13 protein-coding genes are annotated in these 19,611 nt (G+C 68.6%); 7 read left to right on the plus strand and 6 right to left on the minus strand.

Annotated elements, in window-relative coordinates; all coding sequences use genetic code 11:
* Positions 1 to 8,545, minus strand: an 8,545-nt coding sequence (locus tag RJ1_RS31115) for a non-ribosomal peptide synthetase (protein WP_143169573.1), incomplete at its 3' end; no start/stop codon positions are given.
* Between the two features lie 118 nt (positions 8,546 to 8,663).
* On the opposite strand from RJ1_RS31115, the gene RJ1_RS31120 reads away from it, so the two are divergent.
* The 3 genes from RJ1_RS31120 (at position 8,664) to RJ1_RS31130 (ending at position 11,615) form a co-directional block, all read left to right on the plus strand.
* Entirely contained in the window at positions 8,664 to 9,362 is a 699-nt protein-coding gene (locus RJ1_RS31120) for a TetR family transcriptional regulator (protein ID WP_073366358.1), read from the plus strand.
* Positions 9,363 to 9,531: 169 nt separating this feature from the next.
* Positions 9,532 to 10,692, plus strand: coding sequence for an acyl-CoA dehydrogenase (locus RJ1_RS31125; protein ID WP_073366396.1), 1,161 nt, complete (start codon positions 9,532 to 9,534; stop codon positions 10,690 to 10,692).
* Between the two features lie 74 nt (positions 10,693 to 10,766).
* Complete coding sequence (locus RJ1_RS31130; RefSeq protein WP_073366359.1) at positions 10,767 to 11,615, plus strand: 3-hydroxybutyryl-CoA dehydrogenase; 849 nt, start codon at positions 10,767 to 10,769, stop codon at positions 11,613 to 11,615.
* 26 nt (positions 11,616 to 11,641) lie between these two features.
* Here the strand turns inward: RJ1_RS31130 and ubiG are convergent, their stop codons facing one another.
* Positions 11,642 to 12,445, minus strand: a complete 804-nt coding sequence (gene ubiG, locus RJ1_RS31135; protein WP_073366360.1) for a bifunctional 2-polyprenyl-6-hydroxyphenol methylase/3-demethylubiquinol 3-O-methyltransferase UbiG — start codon at positions 12,443 to 12,445, stop codon at positions 11,642 to 11,644.
* Positions 12,446 to 12,879: 434 nt separating this feature from the next.
* On the opposite strand from ubiG, the gene RJ1_RS31140 reads away from it, so the two are divergent.
* Together RJ1_RS31140 and RJ1_RS31145 are read left to right on the plus strand one after the other, a co-directional pair.
* On the plus strand, positions 12,880 to 13,776 hold the full coding sequence (locus RJ1_RS31140) for a hypothetical protein (RefSeq protein WP_255284916.1): 897 nt from the start codon (positions 12,880 to 12,882) through the stop codon (positions 13,774 to 13,776).
* Positions 13,777 to 13,862: 86 nt separating this feature from the next.
* Complete coding sequence (locus RJ1_RS31145; protein WP_073366361.1) at positions 13,863 to 15,308, plus strand: MFS transporter; 1,446 nt, start codon at positions 13,863 to 13,865, stop codon at positions 15,306 to 15,308.
* Between the two features lie 12 nt (positions 15,309 to 15,320).
* On the opposite strand, the gene RJ1_RS31150 is transcribed toward RJ1_RS31145, so the two are convergent.
* Positions 15,321 to 15,740, minus strand: a complete 420-nt coding sequence (locus RJ1_RS31150) for a hypothetical protein (RefSeq protein WP_073366362.1) — start codon at positions 15,738 to 15,740, stop codon at positions 15,321 to 15,323.
* 53 nt (positions 15,741 to 15,793) lie between these two features.
* On the minus strand, positions 15,794 to 16,321 hold the full coding sequence (locus RJ1_RS31155; RefSeq protein ID WP_083400640.1) for a GNAT family N-acetyltransferase: 528 nt from the start codon (positions 16,319 to 16,321) through the stop codon (positions 15,794 to 15,796).
* 6 nt (positions 16,322 to 16,327) lie between these two features.
* Here RJ1_RS31155 and RJ1_RS31160 point away from each other — a divergent pair, with 6 nt between their 5' ends.
* The gene (locus RJ1_RS31160) at positions 16,328 to 17,803 is read left to right on the plus strand and encodes an MFS transporter (RefSeq protein ID WP_073366397.1); all 1,476 of its coding nucleotides are present in this window, start codon (positions 16,328 to 16,330) and stop codon (positions 17,801 to 17,803) included.
* Here the strand turns inward: RJ1_RS31160 and RJ1_RS31165 are convergent.
* Positions 17,784 to 18,449 carry a GTP pyrophosphokinase gene (locus tag RJ1_RS31165; protein ID WP_073366398.1) on the minus strand — a complete coding sequence of 222 codons (666 nt, stop codon included), beginning with the start codon at positions 18,447 to 18,449 and terminating at the stop codon, positions 17,784 to 17,786. The genes RJ1_RS31160 and RJ1_RS31165 overlap by 20 nt on opposite strands.
* Before the next feature lies 1 nt (position 18,450).
* Entirely contained in the window at positions 18,451 to 19,134 is a 684-nt protein-coding gene (locus RJ1_RS31170; RefSeq protein WP_073366364.1) for a TetR/AcrR family transcriptional regulator, read from the minus strand.
* A 99-nt stretch (positions 19,135 to 19,233) separates the two neighbouring features.
* Here RJ1_RS31170 and RJ1_RS31175 point away from each other — a divergent pair, with 99 nt between their 5' ends.
* Positions 19,234 to 19,605 (plus strand): DoxX family protein, encoded by a 372-nt coding sequence (locus tag RJ1_RS31175; RefSeq protein ID WP_073366365.1) that lies wholly within the window; start codon positions 19,234 to 19,236, stop codon positions 19,603 to 19,605.
* The last annotated feature ends 6 nt before the right edge of the window (positions 19,606 to 19,611 follow it).

The following is a 19,611-nucleotide window of genomic DNA, read 5'->3' on the forward strand; positions in this document are numbered from 1 at the left end:
CCGACGTCAGCGCGGCCCGCTCGTCCTCGCCGAGTACGTCGACGTCGCCGACCGGCGCGTCCGGCGCCGCGGTGACGGCGGCAAGGATCCGGACCAGCCGGTCGGCGAACGCGGCCACGGTGGCCTCGTCGAAGATGTCGGTGGCGTACCCGAGCGCCGCGCTGATACCCGCGGGATGTCCGTCGACGTCCACGTTCTCCCGCACTGTCAGCTGCAGGTCGAAGTTGATCGTGTCGAACGCGAGATCGACGGGTTCGACGTGCAGCCCCGGCAACTCCAACTCGGGGCGCTCGGTGTTCTGGAATTCGAGCATCACCTGGAACAGCGGCGAGTACGCCGTCGACCGCGACGGTCGCAGACTCTCGACGACGCGTTCGAACGGGACGTCCGCGTGGGTGAACGCCCCGAGGTCGGCGTCCCGGACCTGCATGAGGAGTTCGGCGAACGTGCAGGCGCCGTCGACGGGTGTGCGGAGCACGAGGGTGTTCACGAACATCCCGACCAGGTCGTCGAGTTCGGCCTCGCCGCGTCCCGCGACGGGTGTGCCCACCGCGACGTCGTCCGAAGCGCTCAGCCGCGACAGCAGGACCGCCAGCGCGGAGTGCAGGGCCATGAACACGGTCGATCCGTGCCTGCGGGCCATCTGCACCACACCCCTGTGCAGGTCCGGCGCGATCTCGAACTCGACGCGGCCTGCTCCGAGGGTCCTGGCCGCCGGGCGGGGCCGGTCCGTCGGCAGTTCCAGCACGTCGGGGAGGTCGGCCAGCGTCGTGGTCCAGTAGTCCAGTTGGCGTGCGAGCGGCGACTCTTCGTCGTCCTCGGCGCCGAGGAGGTCGCGCTGCCACAGCGTGTAGTCGGCGTACTGGATGGGTAGCGGGGTCCAGTCGGGCGCGGCGCCGTGTAGCCGAGCCGTGTACGCCGACAGGACGTCGCGGGCGAGTGGAACCATCGAGAACCCGTCCGCCGCGATGTGGTGGACGACGACGGCCAGCAGGTGCTCGCCCTCGTCCGGCGCGAACAGCCGGGCCCGCACCGGCGCCTCCGCGGTCACGTCGAATCCCGCGGACAGGAGTCGGTGGAGGTCACCGTCGAGGTCCGTCGACGCGAACGCCTGCGGTGTGAGAACGGGCGCCACCTCCTCCGCCGCGAGGATCACCTGCCGCGGACCGCTGTCGGTCAGCGGGAACACGGTGCGCAGCGATTCGTGGCGCTCGACGACGTCGGCGAGGGCCGCCTGCAGCGCCGGGACGTCGAGCGCCCCCACGAGCCGGAGCACGATCGCGACGTTGTATGCCCCACTGGTCGTGTCGAACTGGTTGATGAACCACATCCGCTGCTGGGCGAGCGAGACAGGGACCTCCCGCGACGGATCCCGCGGTGCGGGCCGCGACACCGCCCGCGCCTCCCCGCCCTCGGCGCGGGCGGCCAGCCCCGCGACGGTCGGGGAATCGAACACGTCGCGCACCCCGAGCCGGTCGCCGACCGCGGCGTTGATCCGGGCGACGAGGCGGGTCGCGGTCAGCGAGTTCCCGCCGAGCGCGAAGAAGCCGTCGTTCACCCCGACCCGGGCGACGCCGAGCAGGTCGGCGAACACGGCGGCGACGATTTCCTCGACCGGATTCCGTGGGGCGACGAACCCCACCGTGGCGGTGCCGAAGTCAGCTTCCGGCAGTGCCTTCCGGTCGAGTTTGCCGTTGACGGTCAGCGGGAGAGCGTCGATCACCACCACTGCGGACGGCACCATGTACGTCGGCACCGTCGCCCGGACCGCGTCGAGTACCGCGGCCGCGTCGACGTCCGCACCCGACTCCGGGACCACGTAGCCCACCAGCCGGTCGCCGTCCCGGTCGTCGCCGCGCACCACGACCACCGCCTGCGCCACCCCGGCGCACGCGGCCAGCGCCGCCTCCACCTCGCCGAGCTCCACCCGGAATCCGCGCAGCTGCACCTGGAAGTCGCTGCGCCCCACGTACTCGAGCCGGCCGACCGCACCCCATTTCACGACGTCGCCCGACCGATACATGCGGGCGCCGGGGTCACGGCCGAACGGATCGGCGACGAAACGGGATGCGGTCAACGCGGACCGGCCGATGTAGCCGCGGGTCACCTGGTCACCCGACACGTACAGTTCGCCCACCACCCCGGGCGGCACCGGATGCAACCGGCTGTCGAGAACGTACACGCGCAGTCCCGGGAGCCCGCCGCCGATCACCGAACCCGGCATCGATGCGGCGAGCGCGCGGTCGAGCGCCAGGAAGCTGACGTGCACCGTGGTCTCGGTGATGCCGTACATGTTCACCAGCACCGGGGCGCGGTCGTCGTGCCGCGCGTACCACCGCTCGAGCTGTCCGACGTCGAGTGCCTCGCCGCCGAAGATCACGTGCCGCAACGACAGTGGCGTCCGGTCGGGGTCGTCGACGGCGCTCGCCGCCCGATCGGCCTCGGTCAGCTGGTAGAACGCCGTCGGGGTCTGGTTCAGCACAGTCACCCGTTCCCGGCGGAGCAGTTCGAGGAACGCGTCCGGCGACCGCGCGGTGAAGTAGTCGACCAGCACCAGCCTGCCACCGTGGACGAGCGCTCCCCAGAGTTCCCAGACGGAGAAGTCGAAGGCGTACGAATGGAAGAGCGTCCACACGTCGGACGCGTCGAACCCGAACAGCTCCCGGGTGTCGGCCAGCAGCGTGACGACGCAGCGGTGGGACACCTGAACGCCTTTCGGCCGCCCGGTCGATCCCGACGTGAAGATCACGTACGCGACGGCGTCCGGCCACAGCGGCCGCAGCCGGTCCGGGTCGGTGACCGGCAATCCGGACAGGTCGCTCACGGCGCGGACCGTCTCGGGATCGTCGATCATCACGCACGGAATTCCGGCCGGCACCAGCGGGGCGAAGTCGGCACTCACCACGGCGCAGACGGGGTGCGCGTCCTCGAACATCGCCGCCACCCGCTCGGCAGGGTAGCTGGTGTCGACCGGGACGTATCCGCCACCGGCCGCGAGGATCGCCAGCAGCGTCACCACGAGGGCCGGCGTGCGCTCGACCATCACCGCGACCAGCGACTCGGCGCCCACACCCTCGGCGATCAGCAACCGCGCCAACCGGTTCGCCCGCTCGTCCAGTTCCCGGTAGGTCAGCGTCTCGTCGCCGCCCACCACCGCGGTGGCGTCCGGGGTGTCCGCGGCCACCCGTGCGAACAACTCGACCACGGTCTGCGCGTCGGCGGCGACCCCGGCGCGGTTCCACCCGTCCAGCACCAGGTCCCGCTCGGCCGTTCCGAGGACCGCGATGTCTCCCACCGCCGCAGCCGGGTCGTCCACCACCGCCCGCAGTACCCGCACGAAGCGTTCGCCGAACCCCTCCGCCGACGTCCGGTCGAACACGTCCGTCGCATACAGGAACGCGGCCGACATGCCCGCGGCAGAGCCCTTGTCGTCGTGGTACTCGGCGAGCGACAACTGCAGGTCGAACTTGGCGACCCCCGGATCGACGTCGACCGCTTCGACGGTCAGGCCCGGAAGTTCGAGGTGCGCGCGGACGGTGTTCTGGAATTCGAGCAGCACCTGAAACAGCGGCGAATGGGACGTCGACCGGGACGGCGCCAGTTCCTCGACGACGCTCTCGAAGGGAACGTCCGTGTGCCCGAACGCGCCCAGATCCGTGTCGCGCGCGCGGGCCAACACGTCGGTGAACACCTCGGCGGGGTCGACCCGCGTCCGCAACACCAGCGTGTTGACGAACATCCCCACCAGGTCGTCCAAGGCCGCCTCGCCGCGACCCGCGATGGGGGTGCCGATGGCGACGTCGTCCGACCCGGACATCCTCGACACCAGCACCGCGAGCGCCGCGTGCATCACCATGAACAGCGTCGCGTTGTGCTCGCGCGCGAGCAAGAGCAGCTGCCGGTGCAGGCCCGCGTCGATCGAGAACGGTGCGCTCGCACCTGCGAGCGATCGGACGACCGGCCGATTCCGGTCGAGGGGCAGGGCGCTGACCTCGGGGAGCTCAGCCAGCGCACCCCGCCAGTAATGCAGCTGCCGCGACATGAGGCTGTCCGGGTCCTCGGCGCTGCCGAGGAGTCGCCGCTGCCACACGCTGAAGTCGGCGTACTGCACGGGCAGCGGATCCCAGCTCGGCGCGGCCCCGGACCGGCGAGCCGAGTACGCCACCATCAGGTCGCGGGCCAGCGGCGCGAGCGACGCCCCGTCGGCGGCGATGTGGTGCACCACCATCACGAGGACGTGCTCGTCCGGACCGGTCCACAACAGACCAGCCCGCAGCGGGACCTTCGCGCTCACGTCGAACCCGCCGGCAAGGAGGGTCGCGATCCGGTCGAGCAGCGACTCGTCGCCGTCGACCTGCGGGGTGAGATCGGGAACGACCTCGGCGGCATCGACGATCACCTGGTGCGGTCCGTCCGTCGACGCGGGATACACGGTGCGCAACGATTCGTGCCGGTCGATCACGTCGCTCACCGCGGCCCGCAACGTGTCCGCGTCCAGGGGCCCGGTCAGGCGCACGGCCATCGGGATGTTGTACGCCACCGACGAAGTGTCGAACTGGTTGATGAACCACATCCGTTGCTGGGCCAGCGACAACGGAATCCGCTCGGGGCGCTCGCCGACGATCAGCGGCGGCCGGTCCACGAGTTCCGTGCCCGCGCGCCGAACGTAAGCCGCGAGCAGTTCGGCGGTGGGCGCCTCGAACAGCGCCCGCACGCCCACGTCCGATCCGAGCGAGGCGTTGACGCGCGCGATCACCCGGGTCGCCACCAGGGAGTTGCCGCCGAGGTCGAAGAAGCTGTCGTCGACACTGATCCGGTCGACTCCGAGGACTTCGGTGAAGACCTCGGCGATCGTCTCCTCGACCGGGTCGGCCGGCGCCTTGAACTCGGCTGCCGCGGACAGGAACCGCGGTTCCGGCAGCGCCGCGCGGTCCAGCTTCCCGACCGGGTTCAACGGAATCTCGTCCAGCACCACGATTACCGAGGGAACCATATACGCCGGCAACCGGTTCCGCACCTGCCGCAGCAGTTCCGTCGTCTCGATCGGCCTGCCGGGCGCGGGGACGACGTAGGAGACCAGCACCGTGTCTCCCGACGGTCCGGGCCGACCGATGGTGACGGCGAGCCGCACGTCGGAATGGGTCTGCAGCATCGCGTCGATCTCGCCGAGCTCGATCCGGAATCCGCGCACCTTCACCTGGAAGTCGCTGCGCCGCAGATATTCGAGCGTATGGTCGGGCCGCCACCGCACCACGTCGCCGGTGCGGTACATCCGGCCCCGGCCGTACGGGTCGGCGACGAACCGCGCGGCGGTGAGACCGGGCCGCCGGTGATACCCCCGGGCCAGACCGGGTCCGGCGATGTACAGCTCACCCGGGACGCCGACGGGAACCGGATGCAACCGGGCGTCGAGCACCACTTCCTCGGCGCCGCGGATCGGCCCGCCCAGCGTGATCGGGTCGCCGGGGGTCATCGGTGTGCTGATGTTCGCCATGATCGTGGTTTCGGTGGGCCCGTAGGCGTTGTACAGCCGGCGGTCGGGCGCCCACCGGGCCACCAGTTCGGGCGGGCACGCCTCACCGCCCACGACCACGTCGAGGAAGTCGTCGAGCGCGCCGGGTGGAATCGTGCCCAGCGCCGCGGTGGTGACGAAGCCGTGGGTGACGCGTTCGTCTCTGAGCAGGTCGGCCAGTTCCGAGCCGCCGTAGGCGGACGGCGGCACGACCACCATCGTCGCGCCCACCCCGAAGGCCTGCAGGTACTCGAACACGGACGCGTCGAAACTCGGAGTCGAGAAATGCAGTGTCCGAGACGATCTCGTGGCATGAAACCGTTCCTGCTGGTCGGCCGCGAAGTTGTCCAGCCCCCGGTGGGTGACGGTCACGCCCTTCGGCTGTCCGGTCGATCCGGACGTGTAGATCAGGTACGCGGCATGGTCCAGATGGAGCGGCCGGATGCGGTCGGAGTCGGTGAGCGGACTGTCGGAGCGGGCGGCGCAGGTTGCCTGGAAATCCGGATCGTCCAGCACCAGCCACGGAATCGAGTCGTGCAGACGGTCCCGCAGCGACTCCTCCGTCAGACCCAGCACCGCGCCCGAATCGGCGAGCATGTAATCGATCCGGTCGGCCGGATAGTTCGGGTCCACCGGAACGAAGGCCGCACCGGTCTTCGCGACCGCCCACACGGACGCCACCGACCGGAACGACCGCGGCAACGCCAGCGCGACGGACGATTCGGGCCCCACCCCGCGGTCGATCAGCATCCGGGCGACCTGCGTCGACCACCGATCCAGTTCCCCGTACGACAACTCCTCACCCTGCCGCGACAGGGCGGTCGCCGCCGGATCCAGCGCCGCCGCGTCCGCGAACAGCACCGGCAGGGTGCGCTCGGACCGGCCGGGCCGTCCCCGTACCGGGGTCACTGCCGAACGTTCCTCGTCGGACAGGATCTCGATGTCACCCACCGGAACGTCGGGCCCGGCCGCCATCGCGTCGAGTATGCGGCGGAACCGCTCGGCCGCCACCCGGATCGTGCGGGCATCGAACAGGTCTGCGGCGAAACCGAATTCGACGCTGACACCCGCCTCGCCGGCCGCTTCCGTCACGGACACGCACAGGTCGAGGCCGGAGAGCGCGGAACCGTGCGAGCCGGGCGGCCGGGTGTCGAGCAGCACCTGGACGATCGGCGCGTAGGCGTCCGACCTCGACACGTCGAGCTCCCCCACGAGACGCTCGAACGGGACACCGGTGTGCTCCCGCGCCGCGGCGGCGACGTCCCGGACCTGCGACAGGTAGTCGCGGCAGGACGTCCCGGCCGCGTACCGCGAACGAACCACCACGGTATCCGTGCGGTCGCCGACCTCCACCGCTGTTCCCACGGCGATGTCGCCGCTCCCGGTGACCCGGCCGAGCAGGATCGACAACGCCGCGAGGAACACCGTGCCGGTGCCGGTGTCCACCGAGTCGGCCAGGGCGGCCACACGAGCATGCAACGCACCCGGCAACACCACGGTGACCCGGTCACTCGCCTCCGACAATCTCGCGGGCCGCTGCCGGTCGGTCGGCAACGGCAGGACGTCGGGCAGCCCGGCCAGCGTCCTGCGCCAGTACTCGACTTCCTCCGCCTCGCGCAGAAGTTGCTCGCCGGCACGGGCACTGGTCTCGTGGATGCTGCCCACCCGGGAGTTCGGGTCGGCGGTGGCCAGTTCCTCGAGCAGCTCCACGAACTGCTGGTGGTGATCCCGCAGCTCCGGCTCCGCGTAGCGGCTCGGGTTCGCACGGAAGTCCACGAAGATCCTGGTGGGCGTGCCGCTCTGATAGACGTTGATCAGCAGGTCCTCGACCGGACCGGACGTGACGATGTGGAAGTCGCCGAGAAGCGGACCCAGCGCGACCTCCTGGCGGAACAACATCACGTTCACCATCGGCCCGTACAGCGCCGTCGTCGCGCTCTCACCGGCGTCGCGGCGGATGTCGTCGAGGCTGCACCGCTGATGCCGCAGCGCCCCCACCAGTTCACGCTGAACTTTCTCGATCAGTTCCGCGACGGTGTCCTCGGCGGAGACGTGAACCGGCATGGGCGCCACGTTGACGAGCATGCCGCCGGAGTTGCGGAGCACCGCGGTGGTGCGCGCCGACACCGGAATGGTCACCAGCACATCGGTTCTGCCGGTGCGCCTCGCGAGATAGCATGCCGCGGCGGCGATGATGGTCGCCGCCGACAGGCTGTCGCGGGAATCGAGAACGGCCACGACCTCGTCCGAGAGGACTGCGCTCTCCACCGTGCTGGCCGCCGACACATGCCCCGCCGTCCGCGCCAGCGTCGTCCCCTCGAGCCCGGCCACCCGCTGCGCCCAGTACTCCCGGTCGGTCACGAAACGGTCGGAGTTCCGGTACCGGCTGTCGATGTCGTACAACTGCCGCAGGCTCACCGCCCGGTTCGGATCCGGCTCGCGGCCCGCGACTTTCGCGGAGTAGCGGTGCGCGATACGGCGCAGCATCGTCATGGCGCCGTAACCGTCGAGGGCGACGTGGTGAATCCTGCTGTACCACAGGAAGTGCGCGTCACCGGTCTGCAGGATCGACGTCTCCACCAGGCGGTCGGCGCTCAGGTCGAGCGGTGTGACGTAGTCACGCTCCATCCACTCGTGGGCCGCCGCCACCGGGTCCTCCTCCTCCTCGGCGCGGAAGTCGACGTACGCGATCGAGGTGTCGGTCTGGTGGTCCACGTACTGCAGCGGCCGTCCGTCGACGTCGAACACCTTGAGGAAGGGCGACTCGAACTCGCGGGCAGCCTCCACCGTCTCCTGCCGGAGCAGGTCGATGTCCAGGGCACCGGAGAACTCGACGTACTGGGCGATCGAGATGGGAACCTCGGGCTCGAGTTGCTGCGCGAACCACGTGGCCCGCTGCGCCGCCGAGAGGGGAATCGTTTCGCCGCCCCCCGGAGCAGCAACGACCGTTCGCTCCCCCGGCCCACGGACATCCGCGGGGCGGCGCGTTTCTCCCGCCCCCGGAACGGGTCCTTCACCTTGTCCAGGGCACACTCGAACTCGACCTCGCCCCGCCCAACCAGGGCGGACGCACTCTCTCGAGTATCCGCCCCAGCGCTGCGCCGGGTCCAGGGCACTGCGGGTCCAAGGGCGCCGATGGATACTGGGCCTCATGACCGAGCGCGTCGACACCCCTGGAATCGAACCCGCGGACTTCCGCGTGCACGTCGTGGCGCAGGCCATCCGGCTGTTCTCCGAGCACGGGTACGAGGCGACGACCGTCGAACAGATCGCGTCGGCCGCGGGGGTGTCCCGGCGGACGTTCTTCCGCCAGTTCCGCTCCAAGGAGGACGTGATCTTCGCCGACCACGAATCGCTCCTGCAGCAGGCCGGCGACTACCTGTCCGCCGAATCCGACGACCCCTGGGCGTCGGTCTGCCAGACGGCGGGCCTGGTCTTCGACCGGTTTCGCGAGAACCGTGAGCTGTCGGAACGCCGGTACCAGGTGGTCCAGCGGGTCCCCGCACTGCGCGACCGGGAGATCGTGACCGGGTTCCGCTACGAGCGGCTGTTCGTCGACTATCTGCGCGGCGTCGTACCCACCGAACCCGTCCTGAAGGTCATCGGGTTCGCGGCCGCCGTCACTGCGTGCCACAACTTCCTGCTCAGGAACATGATCAAGGGTGACCCCGACGCCACCGCCGACGAACTCGAGCGGGCCCTGCTCGACGTGCGCCGGACGTTCGGCGTGGCTCCGGGGGCATCGACGCAGGACAGGGACGCGGTGCTGGTGGTTTCGTATCCCCCGGGAACCCCCGTGGAGGAGATCACCGGGCGGATCCGAACCCAGCTGTCCCGGCGCGGGCGGTGAGCGGACGGGTGACGACACCCACCCTTGACTGGCACTCAGTGCCGTGGTTGACTGCACTGTAGTGGCAGTAGTTTGCCGACCACGAACGTTGCGGCACACCTGAACGAATATGACCCTGGCACGGAGTGCCTCGGACTCGGTGCCGTCGAGACTCAGCAAGGAGCGCCCCATGGCCGGAAATCCGGACTTCGATCTGTTCAAGCTCGGTGAAGAGCACGACGAACTGCGGTCCGCGATCCGCGCGCTCTCCGAAAAGGAGATCGCACCCTACGCGAAGGAAGTCGACGAGGATGCGCGCTTCCCCGAGGAGGCTCGCGTAGCCCTGGTGAACTCCGGGTTCAACGCCATCCACGTCCCCGAGCAGTACGACGGCCAGGGAGCAGACTCCGTCGCCACCTGCATCGTGATCGAAGAGGTCGCCCGCGTCTGCGGCTCCTCCTCCCTGATCCCCGCAGTCAACAAGCTCGGCACCATGGGCCTTATCCTCAACGGCTCCGAGGAACTCAAGCAGCAGGTCCTGCCGCAGCTCGCGTCCGGTGAAGCCATGGCGTCGTACGCACTGTCCGAGCGTGAGGCCGGTTCGGACGCCGCCAGCATGCGCACCCGCGCCAAGGCCGACGGCGACGACTGGATCCTCAACGGCTCCAAGTGCTGGATCACCAACGGTGGAAAGTCCAGCTGGTACACCGTCATGGCTGTCACCGACGCCGACAAGGGCGCCAACGGCATCTCCGCGTTCATGGTCCATGAGAACGACGAGGGCTTCGTCGTCGGACCGAAGGAGAAGAAGCTCGGCATCAAGGGCTCGCCCACCGCGGAGCTGTACTTCGAGAACTGCAAGATCCCCGGCGACCGCATCATCGGCGAGCCCGGCACCGGCTTCAAGACGGCGCTGCAGACCCTCGACCACACCCGCCCCACCATCGGCGCGCAGGCAGTCGGCCTCGCACAGGGCGCCCTCGATGCCGCCCTCGCCTACACCAAGGACCGCAAGCAGTTCGGCAAGTCGATCAGCGACTTCCAGGCCGTGCAGTTCATGCTCGCCGACATGGCGATGAAGGTCGAGGCAGCGCGCCTCATGGTCTACACGTCCGCGGCCCGCGCCGAGCGTGGCGAGAAGAACCTCGGTTTCATCTCCGCCGCCGCCAAGTGCTTCGCCTCCGACGTCGCGATGGAGGTCACCACCGACGCCGTCCAGCTGTTCGGCGGAGCCGGCTACACCACCGACTTCCCTGTCGAGCGGATGATGCGTGATGCGAAGATCACTCAGATCTACGAAGGCACCAACCAGATCCAGCGCGTCGTGATGTCGCGTGCACTGTTGAAGTAGGCGGCTACGCCGCCCGTGCGTGGTTAGAGAGTCTCTGGACTCGCTGACCACGCACGGCTACGTGAGGAGAATTTGTGGAACTAGTAGGCGTGATCGGCGGCGGCACCATGGGTGCCGGCATCGCCGAGGTATGCATCAAGGCCGGCAGCTCGGTTCTCATCCTCGAGACCAAGCCGGAATTCGCCGAGGCCGCGCAGGCCCGCATCGAGAAGTCCCTGGCTCGCGGGGTGAAGGCAGGCAAGCTCGACCAGGCCGACGCCGACACCGCACTCGCCCGAGTGCGCGTCACCCTCGACATCGAGGACTTCGCCGACCGCGACCTCGTCATCGAGGCGGCGCCGGAGATCGAGTCCCTCAAGGTCGACATCTTCGGCAAGCTCGACAAGATCGTGAAGCCGGCGGGCATCCTGGCGTCCAACACGTCGTCTATCCCGCTGATCAAGATGGCCAACGCCACCCAGCGGCCCGGCCAGGTCGTGGGTGTCCACTTCTTCAACCCGGTGCCGGTGATGCCGCTGGTGGAGATCGTGGTCAGCCTCGTCACGTCGGAGGAGACAGTCACCGCGGTCACCGACTACGCGAAGAACACGTTGCGCAAGAAGACGGTGCGGGCCGGTGACCGCGCAGGCTTCATCGTCAACGCCCTGCTCATCCCGTACCTCACGTCAGCAGTCCGGATGCTCGAGTCCGGGTACGCCACCGCCGAGGACATCGACGAGGCCATGAAGGGCGGCTGCGGCTACCCGATGGGTCCGCTGACACTGATCGACACCGTCGGCCTCGACATCACCCTCGCCGCGGCGGAGTCGCTGTACGCAGAGTTCGCCGAGCCGCACTACGCGCCCCCGACGCTGCTCAAGCGCAAGGTGGACGCCGGGCAGCTCGGCAAGAAGTCCGGCAAGGGTTTCTACGACTACAGCTGATCTCGCCTTTCCGGGAGCCCGTCGCGTTACCGCGGCGGGCTTTCGCCGTTCTTGACGGCGTAGCCCATGTAGGAGATGGCGGTGCTCCTGATCTGCCCGAAGTCGAGGCGCCGGCTCAACTCCCCGTAGCTGAGTCGTGGTCCACCGGCCCGGGCGAGGTCGAGCAGCCGGAGCGGATTCTTCGACCGCGGCCCGAGGCCGACGACCTCGCCGAGCCGCAGACCGTGCCGGTCCAGGACCGACGTCAGCTCGGCCGGACGGATACACATCGACCAGTCGTGGATGGGAGTGTCGAACATCCGGGTCATCCGCCACTCCTGCATGATCTTGATCGCAACGAGCTTGCTGAAGACCGTGCGGTTGATGGTGTCGAACAGGTACAGGCCCCCCGGTTTCAGTGCCCGCGCGGTCTCGGCGATCACCGCGTCGAGATCCGACACGTGTTCGAGGACATCGCAGCAGTAGACGACGTCGAACGCGGCATCCGGCACCGGCAGTCGTTCACCGGACCCGATCCGGTACTGGATGTCGAGTGCCGAGCCGGCGGCGTGGCGGCGCGCGGTCGCGACCGACACCGGGGACGGGTCGACGCCGAGCACACGAAAACCGATGTGGGTGAACTCCTCCGCGAGGAATCCGCCGCCCGAACCGACGTCGAGGGCGCGGAGTCCGCGACAGTCGCGGCCGACTGTCGCGCCGAGCACCGTGCGGAAGTAGGCGAATCGCGCCGGCGTCAGACTTCCGTGCAGCAGGTTGAGCGGGTTGTCCTCCTCCCACCACGACTCCCCCACACGGTTGTAGACGTCGTTGTCGATGACCAAGCGGACCACCCCTTCTCTGCCGAGATCCCGGCGACGACGTCCAGCCTTCTCCTGCGCGTCGGTCACTTCAAGGGCGGACGCCTTACGCGATGCTCAGGGATGACTTTCAGGATCTCGCACCTGTGTCTGTTGCCGATCGGGTTCGTCGCCGGAATTGCGTTGACGTCCAGCATGTCCGGAAGGGTCGTCTTCGTGACGGACGCCGACCTGGACGTGTTCTGGCTCGGACCCGCTGCGCGCGGGGCACTCGCGGCGATCGTCGCGGTCCTCGTGGCCGCGCACGTGCGGTCCCGGCGCGGCCTGTCGGTAGCGTCGTTCGCCGGCCTCGCCCTCCTGGGTGTCGCACCGTCGATCGGGCCGTTGCATGTCGAGATGTATGCCAGCGGCGTCGGTGCGGGCCTTCTCCTCGGCGGTCTCGTCGGACTGTGCGCCACCGCCGACGCGTGTGGTTGCAGACTGCGCTCGCGGCGGGCGTGGTTGCCGGACTCCTCCTTGCCGAACCCGTCGACCAATTCCGGACGTCCGTTCCCCGCCGCTACGCCGACTACCTTTCGGAACCCGCATTCGATCCGGTGATGCTGACCGTCCTCGCGCTCACGGCCGTGGTTCTGGCCGTCATGCTGGCGTCCGGCGACCTCGGCGAGCCGACGCACCTCGAGGCGAGCGGCCGGGCCCTCGTCGTCGGGGTCGTGCTGCCGCTGGTCGGGCTGGTGCTGTACTGGCGGTTCGTCCTTCGCTTCGAGAACCTGGGCGTCGGTGGCGCGATGCGCGGCCGGTGGATATTCGGAATCGTCCTGGTCGTGGTGGTGATCGCCGCCGCACTGTGGCTGGAGGGCCGCACCGGTGTTCTGCTACTCGCCGCGATGGCGTTCGTGGCTACCGGGAAGGGCAGCACCTCGTCGTTCCCGGACTCCTGGCCGTGGCTGCTCGTTCCCGCGGCGCTGGTGCTCGCCGGGGCGGCGCTCGGCCGTCGATTCCCGCAGCCGGTGGTCGGCATCGGAGCGCTCGCGCTCGTGGCCGCGTCGGCGTTGTTCGAGCACCCGCCGTGGGACAACCTGCATCTCGGTGCCAATTGGCTTCTCCTTCCCTTCGCGGCGTCGTTCGCCTTCGCGTCGAGCCTGCCGACGAACGAACCTGTCACCGCGACGTCGCTGGCCGCGCCCGCCGCTTTCGCAGTGCCGCTGGTCGCCGACTTCGGGTGGACGGCGTATGCGCCGCTCGTCCAGGGCGAGATGACACCGTGGCCGGACTCGTGGGCGTGGACGTCGACCGGGGTGTCGGTGGCCGCCGTGGTCGCCTGCGGTCTTGCCGTCGCCTATCTCCACACCCGCTCCCGCTGAGCGGATATGCAGAGTACATACGTTGTGCACCATGCATAGCGTGTGTATGGTGCACAAGTTGTATTTGCACACTAAAGGAGATTCGTGTGGACACTCCGACGCCCGCCGTCCGCCCGGGCGGCCTCGTCGCCGTGCTGGCATTCACCGGCATCGTCGCCGCACTCATGCAGACCCTCGTGGTCCCGCTGATCGGCGACCTGCCGCGACTGCTCGACACGACCGCGTCGAACGCGTCGTGGGTGATCACCGCTACGCTGCTCGCCGGCGCCGTGGCGACACCGGTCACCGGACGCCTCGGCGATCTGTACGGCAAGCGGCGCATGATGCTGATCTGCACGGTGCCGCTCGTGCTGGGCTCGGTGGTCTGCGCACTCGCGTCCTCCCTCGTCCCGATGGTGATCGGCCGTGGACTGCAGGGCATCGGTGTGGGCATGATCCCGCTGGGCATCAGCGCCCTGCGCGACCTGCTGCCGCCCGAACGCCTGCACTCCTCCATCGCGTTGATGAGCTCGTCCATGGGGATCGGCGGCGCCCTCGGCCTGCCCATCGCCGCGACGGTCGCCGAGAACTCCGACTGGCGTGTGCTCTTCTGGGGTGCCGCGGGTCTGAGCGCGCTGATCGCCGTGCTGCTCTGGCTCGTCATGCCGGCCACCCCCGTCCACGGACCCAGGGGCCGCTTCGACCCCATCGGCGCGGTCGGACTCGGTATCGGACTGGTGTCCCTGCTGTTGGCCGTGTCGAAGGGCGCCGACTGGGGATGGGCGAGCGGCACCACCCTCGGTCTGTTCGCGACCACGGTCATCGCGTTGACGGCATGGGGCTGGTGGGAACTCCGCATTCCCGAACCCCTCGTCGATCTGCGGGTGATCGCCGGACGTCAGGTGCTGCTCACCAACGCGGCGTCCGTCGTCGTCGGCTTCGCGATGTACGCGCAGTCGCTGATCATTCCGCAGCTCCTGCAGCTACCGGAGTCCACGGGATACGGCCTGGGGCAGTCGATGCTGGCCATGGGCCTGTGGATGGCACCCTCGGGCCTCATGATGATGGCGGTGTCCCCCTTCGGCGCAAAGCTGTCGTCGGCCCGCGGACCGAAGGTCACCCTGCTCGTCGGAAGCCTGGTCATCGCCCTCGGCTACGGATCGTCGACGTTCCTGATGGGATCGACGTGGGGCCTGGTCGTGGCGACCTGCATCTGCGGCTCGGGCGTCGGCCTGGCCTACGGGGCGATGCCCGCACTGGTGATGGGCGCCGTGCCGCAGTCCGCGACGGCCTCCGCCAACAGCGTCAACACACTGATGCGTTCGATCGGCACCTCGGTGTCCGCGGCCGTGGTCGGAGTGGTCCTGGCGCAGATGAGCGTCCAGGTCGCCGGCCACACCCTGCCGACCGAGGGCGGCTTCCGGACCGGCCTGCTGATCGGGTGCGGTGTCGCACTCGTCGCCGCGGCCATCACCCTGGCCATTCCGACGCGCCGGGTCGCACCCTCGGCGCCGAGCCCCAGTCCCGAACCGCTCGCGTCGTCGAAGGCCTAGGACGCCGACTGCCTACTTGTGAAGGGCGTATCCGGCGACGGGGTTGCCGTTGATGTAGACGGTGCCCTCATAGGTCCCATCGGGCCTCGGGGTGATCCGATCGGTCAGAAAGGGAAGTCCGGAGGGGCTGTAGTCGGTGACAATGGAGCCGCTCGCCTCCGGGGTGGTCATGCCGAAGATGTACGGGAAGAACACACCGAAGTTGTCCATGACCCACCCGGGCCCGAACGTCTTTCCCTTCCAGATCAGGTCGCCACCGAGAACGTTCGTGGTACCGAGGTACGTGCCGGCGGGCAGCGGGACCGGCATGGGCACGGGTAGCGGCGGCGGCATGGGCGCCGGCACCGGGTCAGCAGCCGCCGTCCCCGCGGCGAAGAAAGACAGGCCGGCCACCGCGACGGCCCCTACCGCGACCTTGCGCATGATGTCCATGAGATCTCCGTATATCGATGTGCGTGGCGGAAAGTGTCGCACGTACCGGGCTGTCACAGGGCGAGTGTGAAGAAGATGCTGTTCGGATCGTTGCAGTAGTCCCCGAACGGGGGACATTCGGTGAAACCGTGCTGCGTGTACAGGCGCCGGGCCGGGGCGAAGAAATCCTCGGTGCCGGTCTCGAGGTCGAGGCGGACGTACCCACGTGTCCGAGCCTCGTCGACCAGATGTGTGAGAAGCCGGGTGGCCACGCCCCGTCCGCGCGCCTCCGGCGCCGTACGCATCGACTTGATCTCACCTTCCGCCGGAGACAGCTCACGCAGCGCCACGGAGCCCAGCACGGTCGCCTCGTCCCACAGCGTCCAGACGGTGACGGACGGGTCCCGCAATCCGGACAGATCGAGGGCGTGAACACTGTCGGGCGGCGACGTCGCATGCATGTCCGCCAGGTGATCGGCCAGCAGACCGTGCACGGCCTCGCGGGACAGGTCGTCGACTTCGATGTACACGTGCTCGAGTATGCCGAAGGCGGCGCGAGAAATCGCAACGAGCACCCCACTGCCTGGACCGCGGCGCACCATGGGGACATGACCGAGACAGTTCTGCGCCTGAGCACCCGCCGGGGGCGGTGGGTGGTGGTCGCCACCGTTCTCGGCTCGAGCCTCGCGCTACTGGACGGCACGGTCGTGAACATCGCCCTGCCGCACATCGGCGAGGACCTCGGGTCGGCTGTCGCGGGACTGCAGTGGGTACTGAGCGGCTACACCCTCGCCCTGGCGTCGCTGATCCTGCTGGGCGGGGCGCTCGGGGATCGCTGGGGCAGGCGCCGCGTCTTCGTCTGGGGGACGATCTGGTTCGCGGTCTCGTCACTGCTTTGTGGCATCGCACCCGACATCACGATGCTCGTGATCGCCCGGATCCTGCAGGGCGTCGGGGCCGCGATGCTGACCCCCGGCAGCCTCGCACTGATCTCGGCGTCGATCCACGAGGACGACCGGGGTGCCGCGATCGGATTGTGGTCGGGACTCGGCGGGGTGGCCGGGGCGATCGGACCTCTACTGGGCGGCTGGCTGGTGGAGGTGGCCGGCTGGCGGTCGGTGTTCCTGCTCAATCTTCCGCTCGCCGTAGTCGTCGTATGGGCGTCGATGCGGCACGTCCCCGAGAGCCGCGACCCGCATCCGCCCGATCATCTCGACGTACTCGGGTCGGTGTGCGCGGTGATCGGTCTCGGCGCGCTCACCTACGGTCTGATCGAGATGAACCTGATCGCCGGGGTCGTCGGAGCTGTCGCGCTGATCGCGTTCGTCGTGGTGGAACGGCGCTCACCGAACGCGCTGGTGCCGCCGAGCCTGTTCGCGTCGCGCATGTTCGTGGCGGCGAACCTGGTGACGCTCGCGGTGTACGCCGCTCTCGGCGGCGTCTTCTTCCTCCTGGTCCTGCAGCTGCAGTTGGTGGCCGGATACTCGCCGATCGAGGCCGGGGTCGCCACCATCCCGATCACGCTGGCGATGCTGGCGTTCTCCTCCCGCGCCGGCAGCTACGCCCAGACCCACGGCCCGCGACTGCCGATGACGGTCGGGCCCGCACTCGCCGCGGTCGGCCTGCTGTTGATGACGCGGATCGGGCCGGACGCACACTATTGGACGGTCGTACTCCCCGGCGTCCTCGTGTTCGGACTCGGACTGTCCGCCATGGTCGCGCCGCTGACCGCCGCCGTGCTCGGATCGGTACCGGTGGACCAGTCCGGCATCGCCTCCGGAGTGAACAACGCCGTCGCGCGCACCAGCCAACTGCTGGCGGTGGCCGCACTCCCAGGGATCGCCGGGATCGACGCCGAAAGCATGATCGACCCCGACAGCTTCTCGCACGGCTTCCGCACCGCGATGTACATCTGCATCGCATTGCTCCTGGTCGGGGCGGCCATCGCCGCAGCCCTGATCCGGGCACCCGCCGCCCCGAAGCCCACCGCGGATTCGGTTGCCTGCAAACCACATTGCGACGTCACCGGTCCGGCGGTGCAGCCCACGCTCGCCCGGTCGAGTCCTACTCCGCCGAAGGGATGACGCGCAGCGCTGCCCCGTGTTCGCGCACCTCGTCGTGGAGCGCTTCCATCTTCACGTCGAGATTGCGGGCCACGTCGGCTGCATCCTTCAACTCGTCCAGGAGCGCGGCCGGGACCGACTTGTCGTACTTGTAGAAGATCTTGTGTTCGAGGCTGGCCCAGAAATCCATGGCCACTGTGCGGATCTGGATCTCCACCCGCACCGATTCCACGCGGTCGGACATGAACACCGGAACCTCGACGATCAGGTGCAGACTCCGGTAGCCGTTGGGTTTGGGATCGGCGATGTAGTCCTTGACCTCGACGACGGTGATGTCCTGCTGACCAGTCAGCATGTCGCTGATGCGGTACGCGTCCTGGATGAAACTGCAGGTGATCCGGATCCCGGCGATGTCGTGGATGTTGTCGCGGATGGAGTCGAGAGTGGGCGGAATTCCCTTGCGGGCGGCCTTGTCCAGGACGCTGTCGGCCGACTTCAGCCTCGACTTCACGTGTTCGATCGGGCTGTACTCGTGAATGTAGGTGAACTCGTCCTTCAATATGTTGATCTTGGTCATCATCTCGTCGATGCCGAATTTGTACGACATCAGGAATCGGGTGAAATCCCGTCCCTCGTCGGAGTTTCGTAGACTCCGCAATCCGGTCACGTCATCGGCCGTTCGCTGCTCCACACGTCACCCCCACCATGGCTTCGTACATCGCCGACGAGGTGGGAGCAGGCGGCAGCGGCGCGGCGCCGTCGGCCGCGAAGGCCTGGAGCATGTAGCCCACGAGACGACGCCACGCATCAGGCGCCGCGGCGCCCGTCGCTTCGATGACCCCGGCGTTCGCCATCAGGAGCAACACCAGGTCCTGGGAGGAGAAGTCCGCGCGCAGCCGACCCGTCTCCTTGGCGCGTTCGATCAGCCGCTCGAACCCGGTGTAGGCCTGCGTCCTCTTCGCCTCGAATGCGCTCGCGGTGGGAAACGTCATGGTGAGCACGTGAGTGAAGCCGCGGTCCTCCGCCTGCATTGCGCACACCCGCTCGACGTAGGCGCAGAATCCGTTCCACGGATCGGGGTGGGACGCGGCCTCGTCGATCGCGTCGACGTACGCACCCATCTTGTCGGCGAAGACATCGGTGATCAGGTCTTCCCTGGTGGGGAAACGGCGATACAAGGTCGCAATGCCGACGCCGGCCCGCCGGGCGACCTCGGCCATGGAGGCCGTCAGCCCTTGCTCGGCGAACACCTCGTGCGCCGCGTCGACGACGCGCGAGCGGTTGCGCTCGGCGTCGGTGCGCAACGCCTGCCGGCACGCATCCCCTGCCTTTTTCGGTCCCGCCTTCGCCATGCACTCGATGCTACCTGAAGTGGAATAGGCGCTCCGTTTATCGTGTTAGCCTGAATCGGAGAACCCCCTCCACTTACGCTGTCGAAAAGGACACTCTCCATGAACGTTTTCCTGTGGATCCTGCAGGCGGTACTCGCCGCGATGTTCGCGGCGGCCGGAGTCCTGAAGTCCACCCAACCCAAGGAAAAACTCGCCAAGAGCCTGCCGTGGGTGGAGGACTTCTCGCCGGGCACCGTGAAGTTCATCGGCGTCGCCGAACTCCTCGGCGCGATCGGACTGATCCTCCCCGCGGTCACCGGCATCGCGCCGATCCTCACCCCCATCGCCGCGACCGCACTCGCAGTCGTCATGGTCCTCGCGGCGATCACGCACGCCCGACGCAAGGAGCCGAGCGCCATCGCGTTCAACGCCGTCATCCTGATCATGGCGGCCGTCGTCGCCTGGGGCCGCTTCGGTCCCTACTCGTTCTGACCGATT

Origin of the sequence: Rhodococcus jostii NBRC 16295 (genome assembly GCF_001894825.1) — a bacterium.
Lineage (GTDB): Bacteria > Actinomycetota > Actinomycetes > Mycobacteriales > Mycobacteriaceae > Rhodococcus_F > Rhodococcus_F jostii.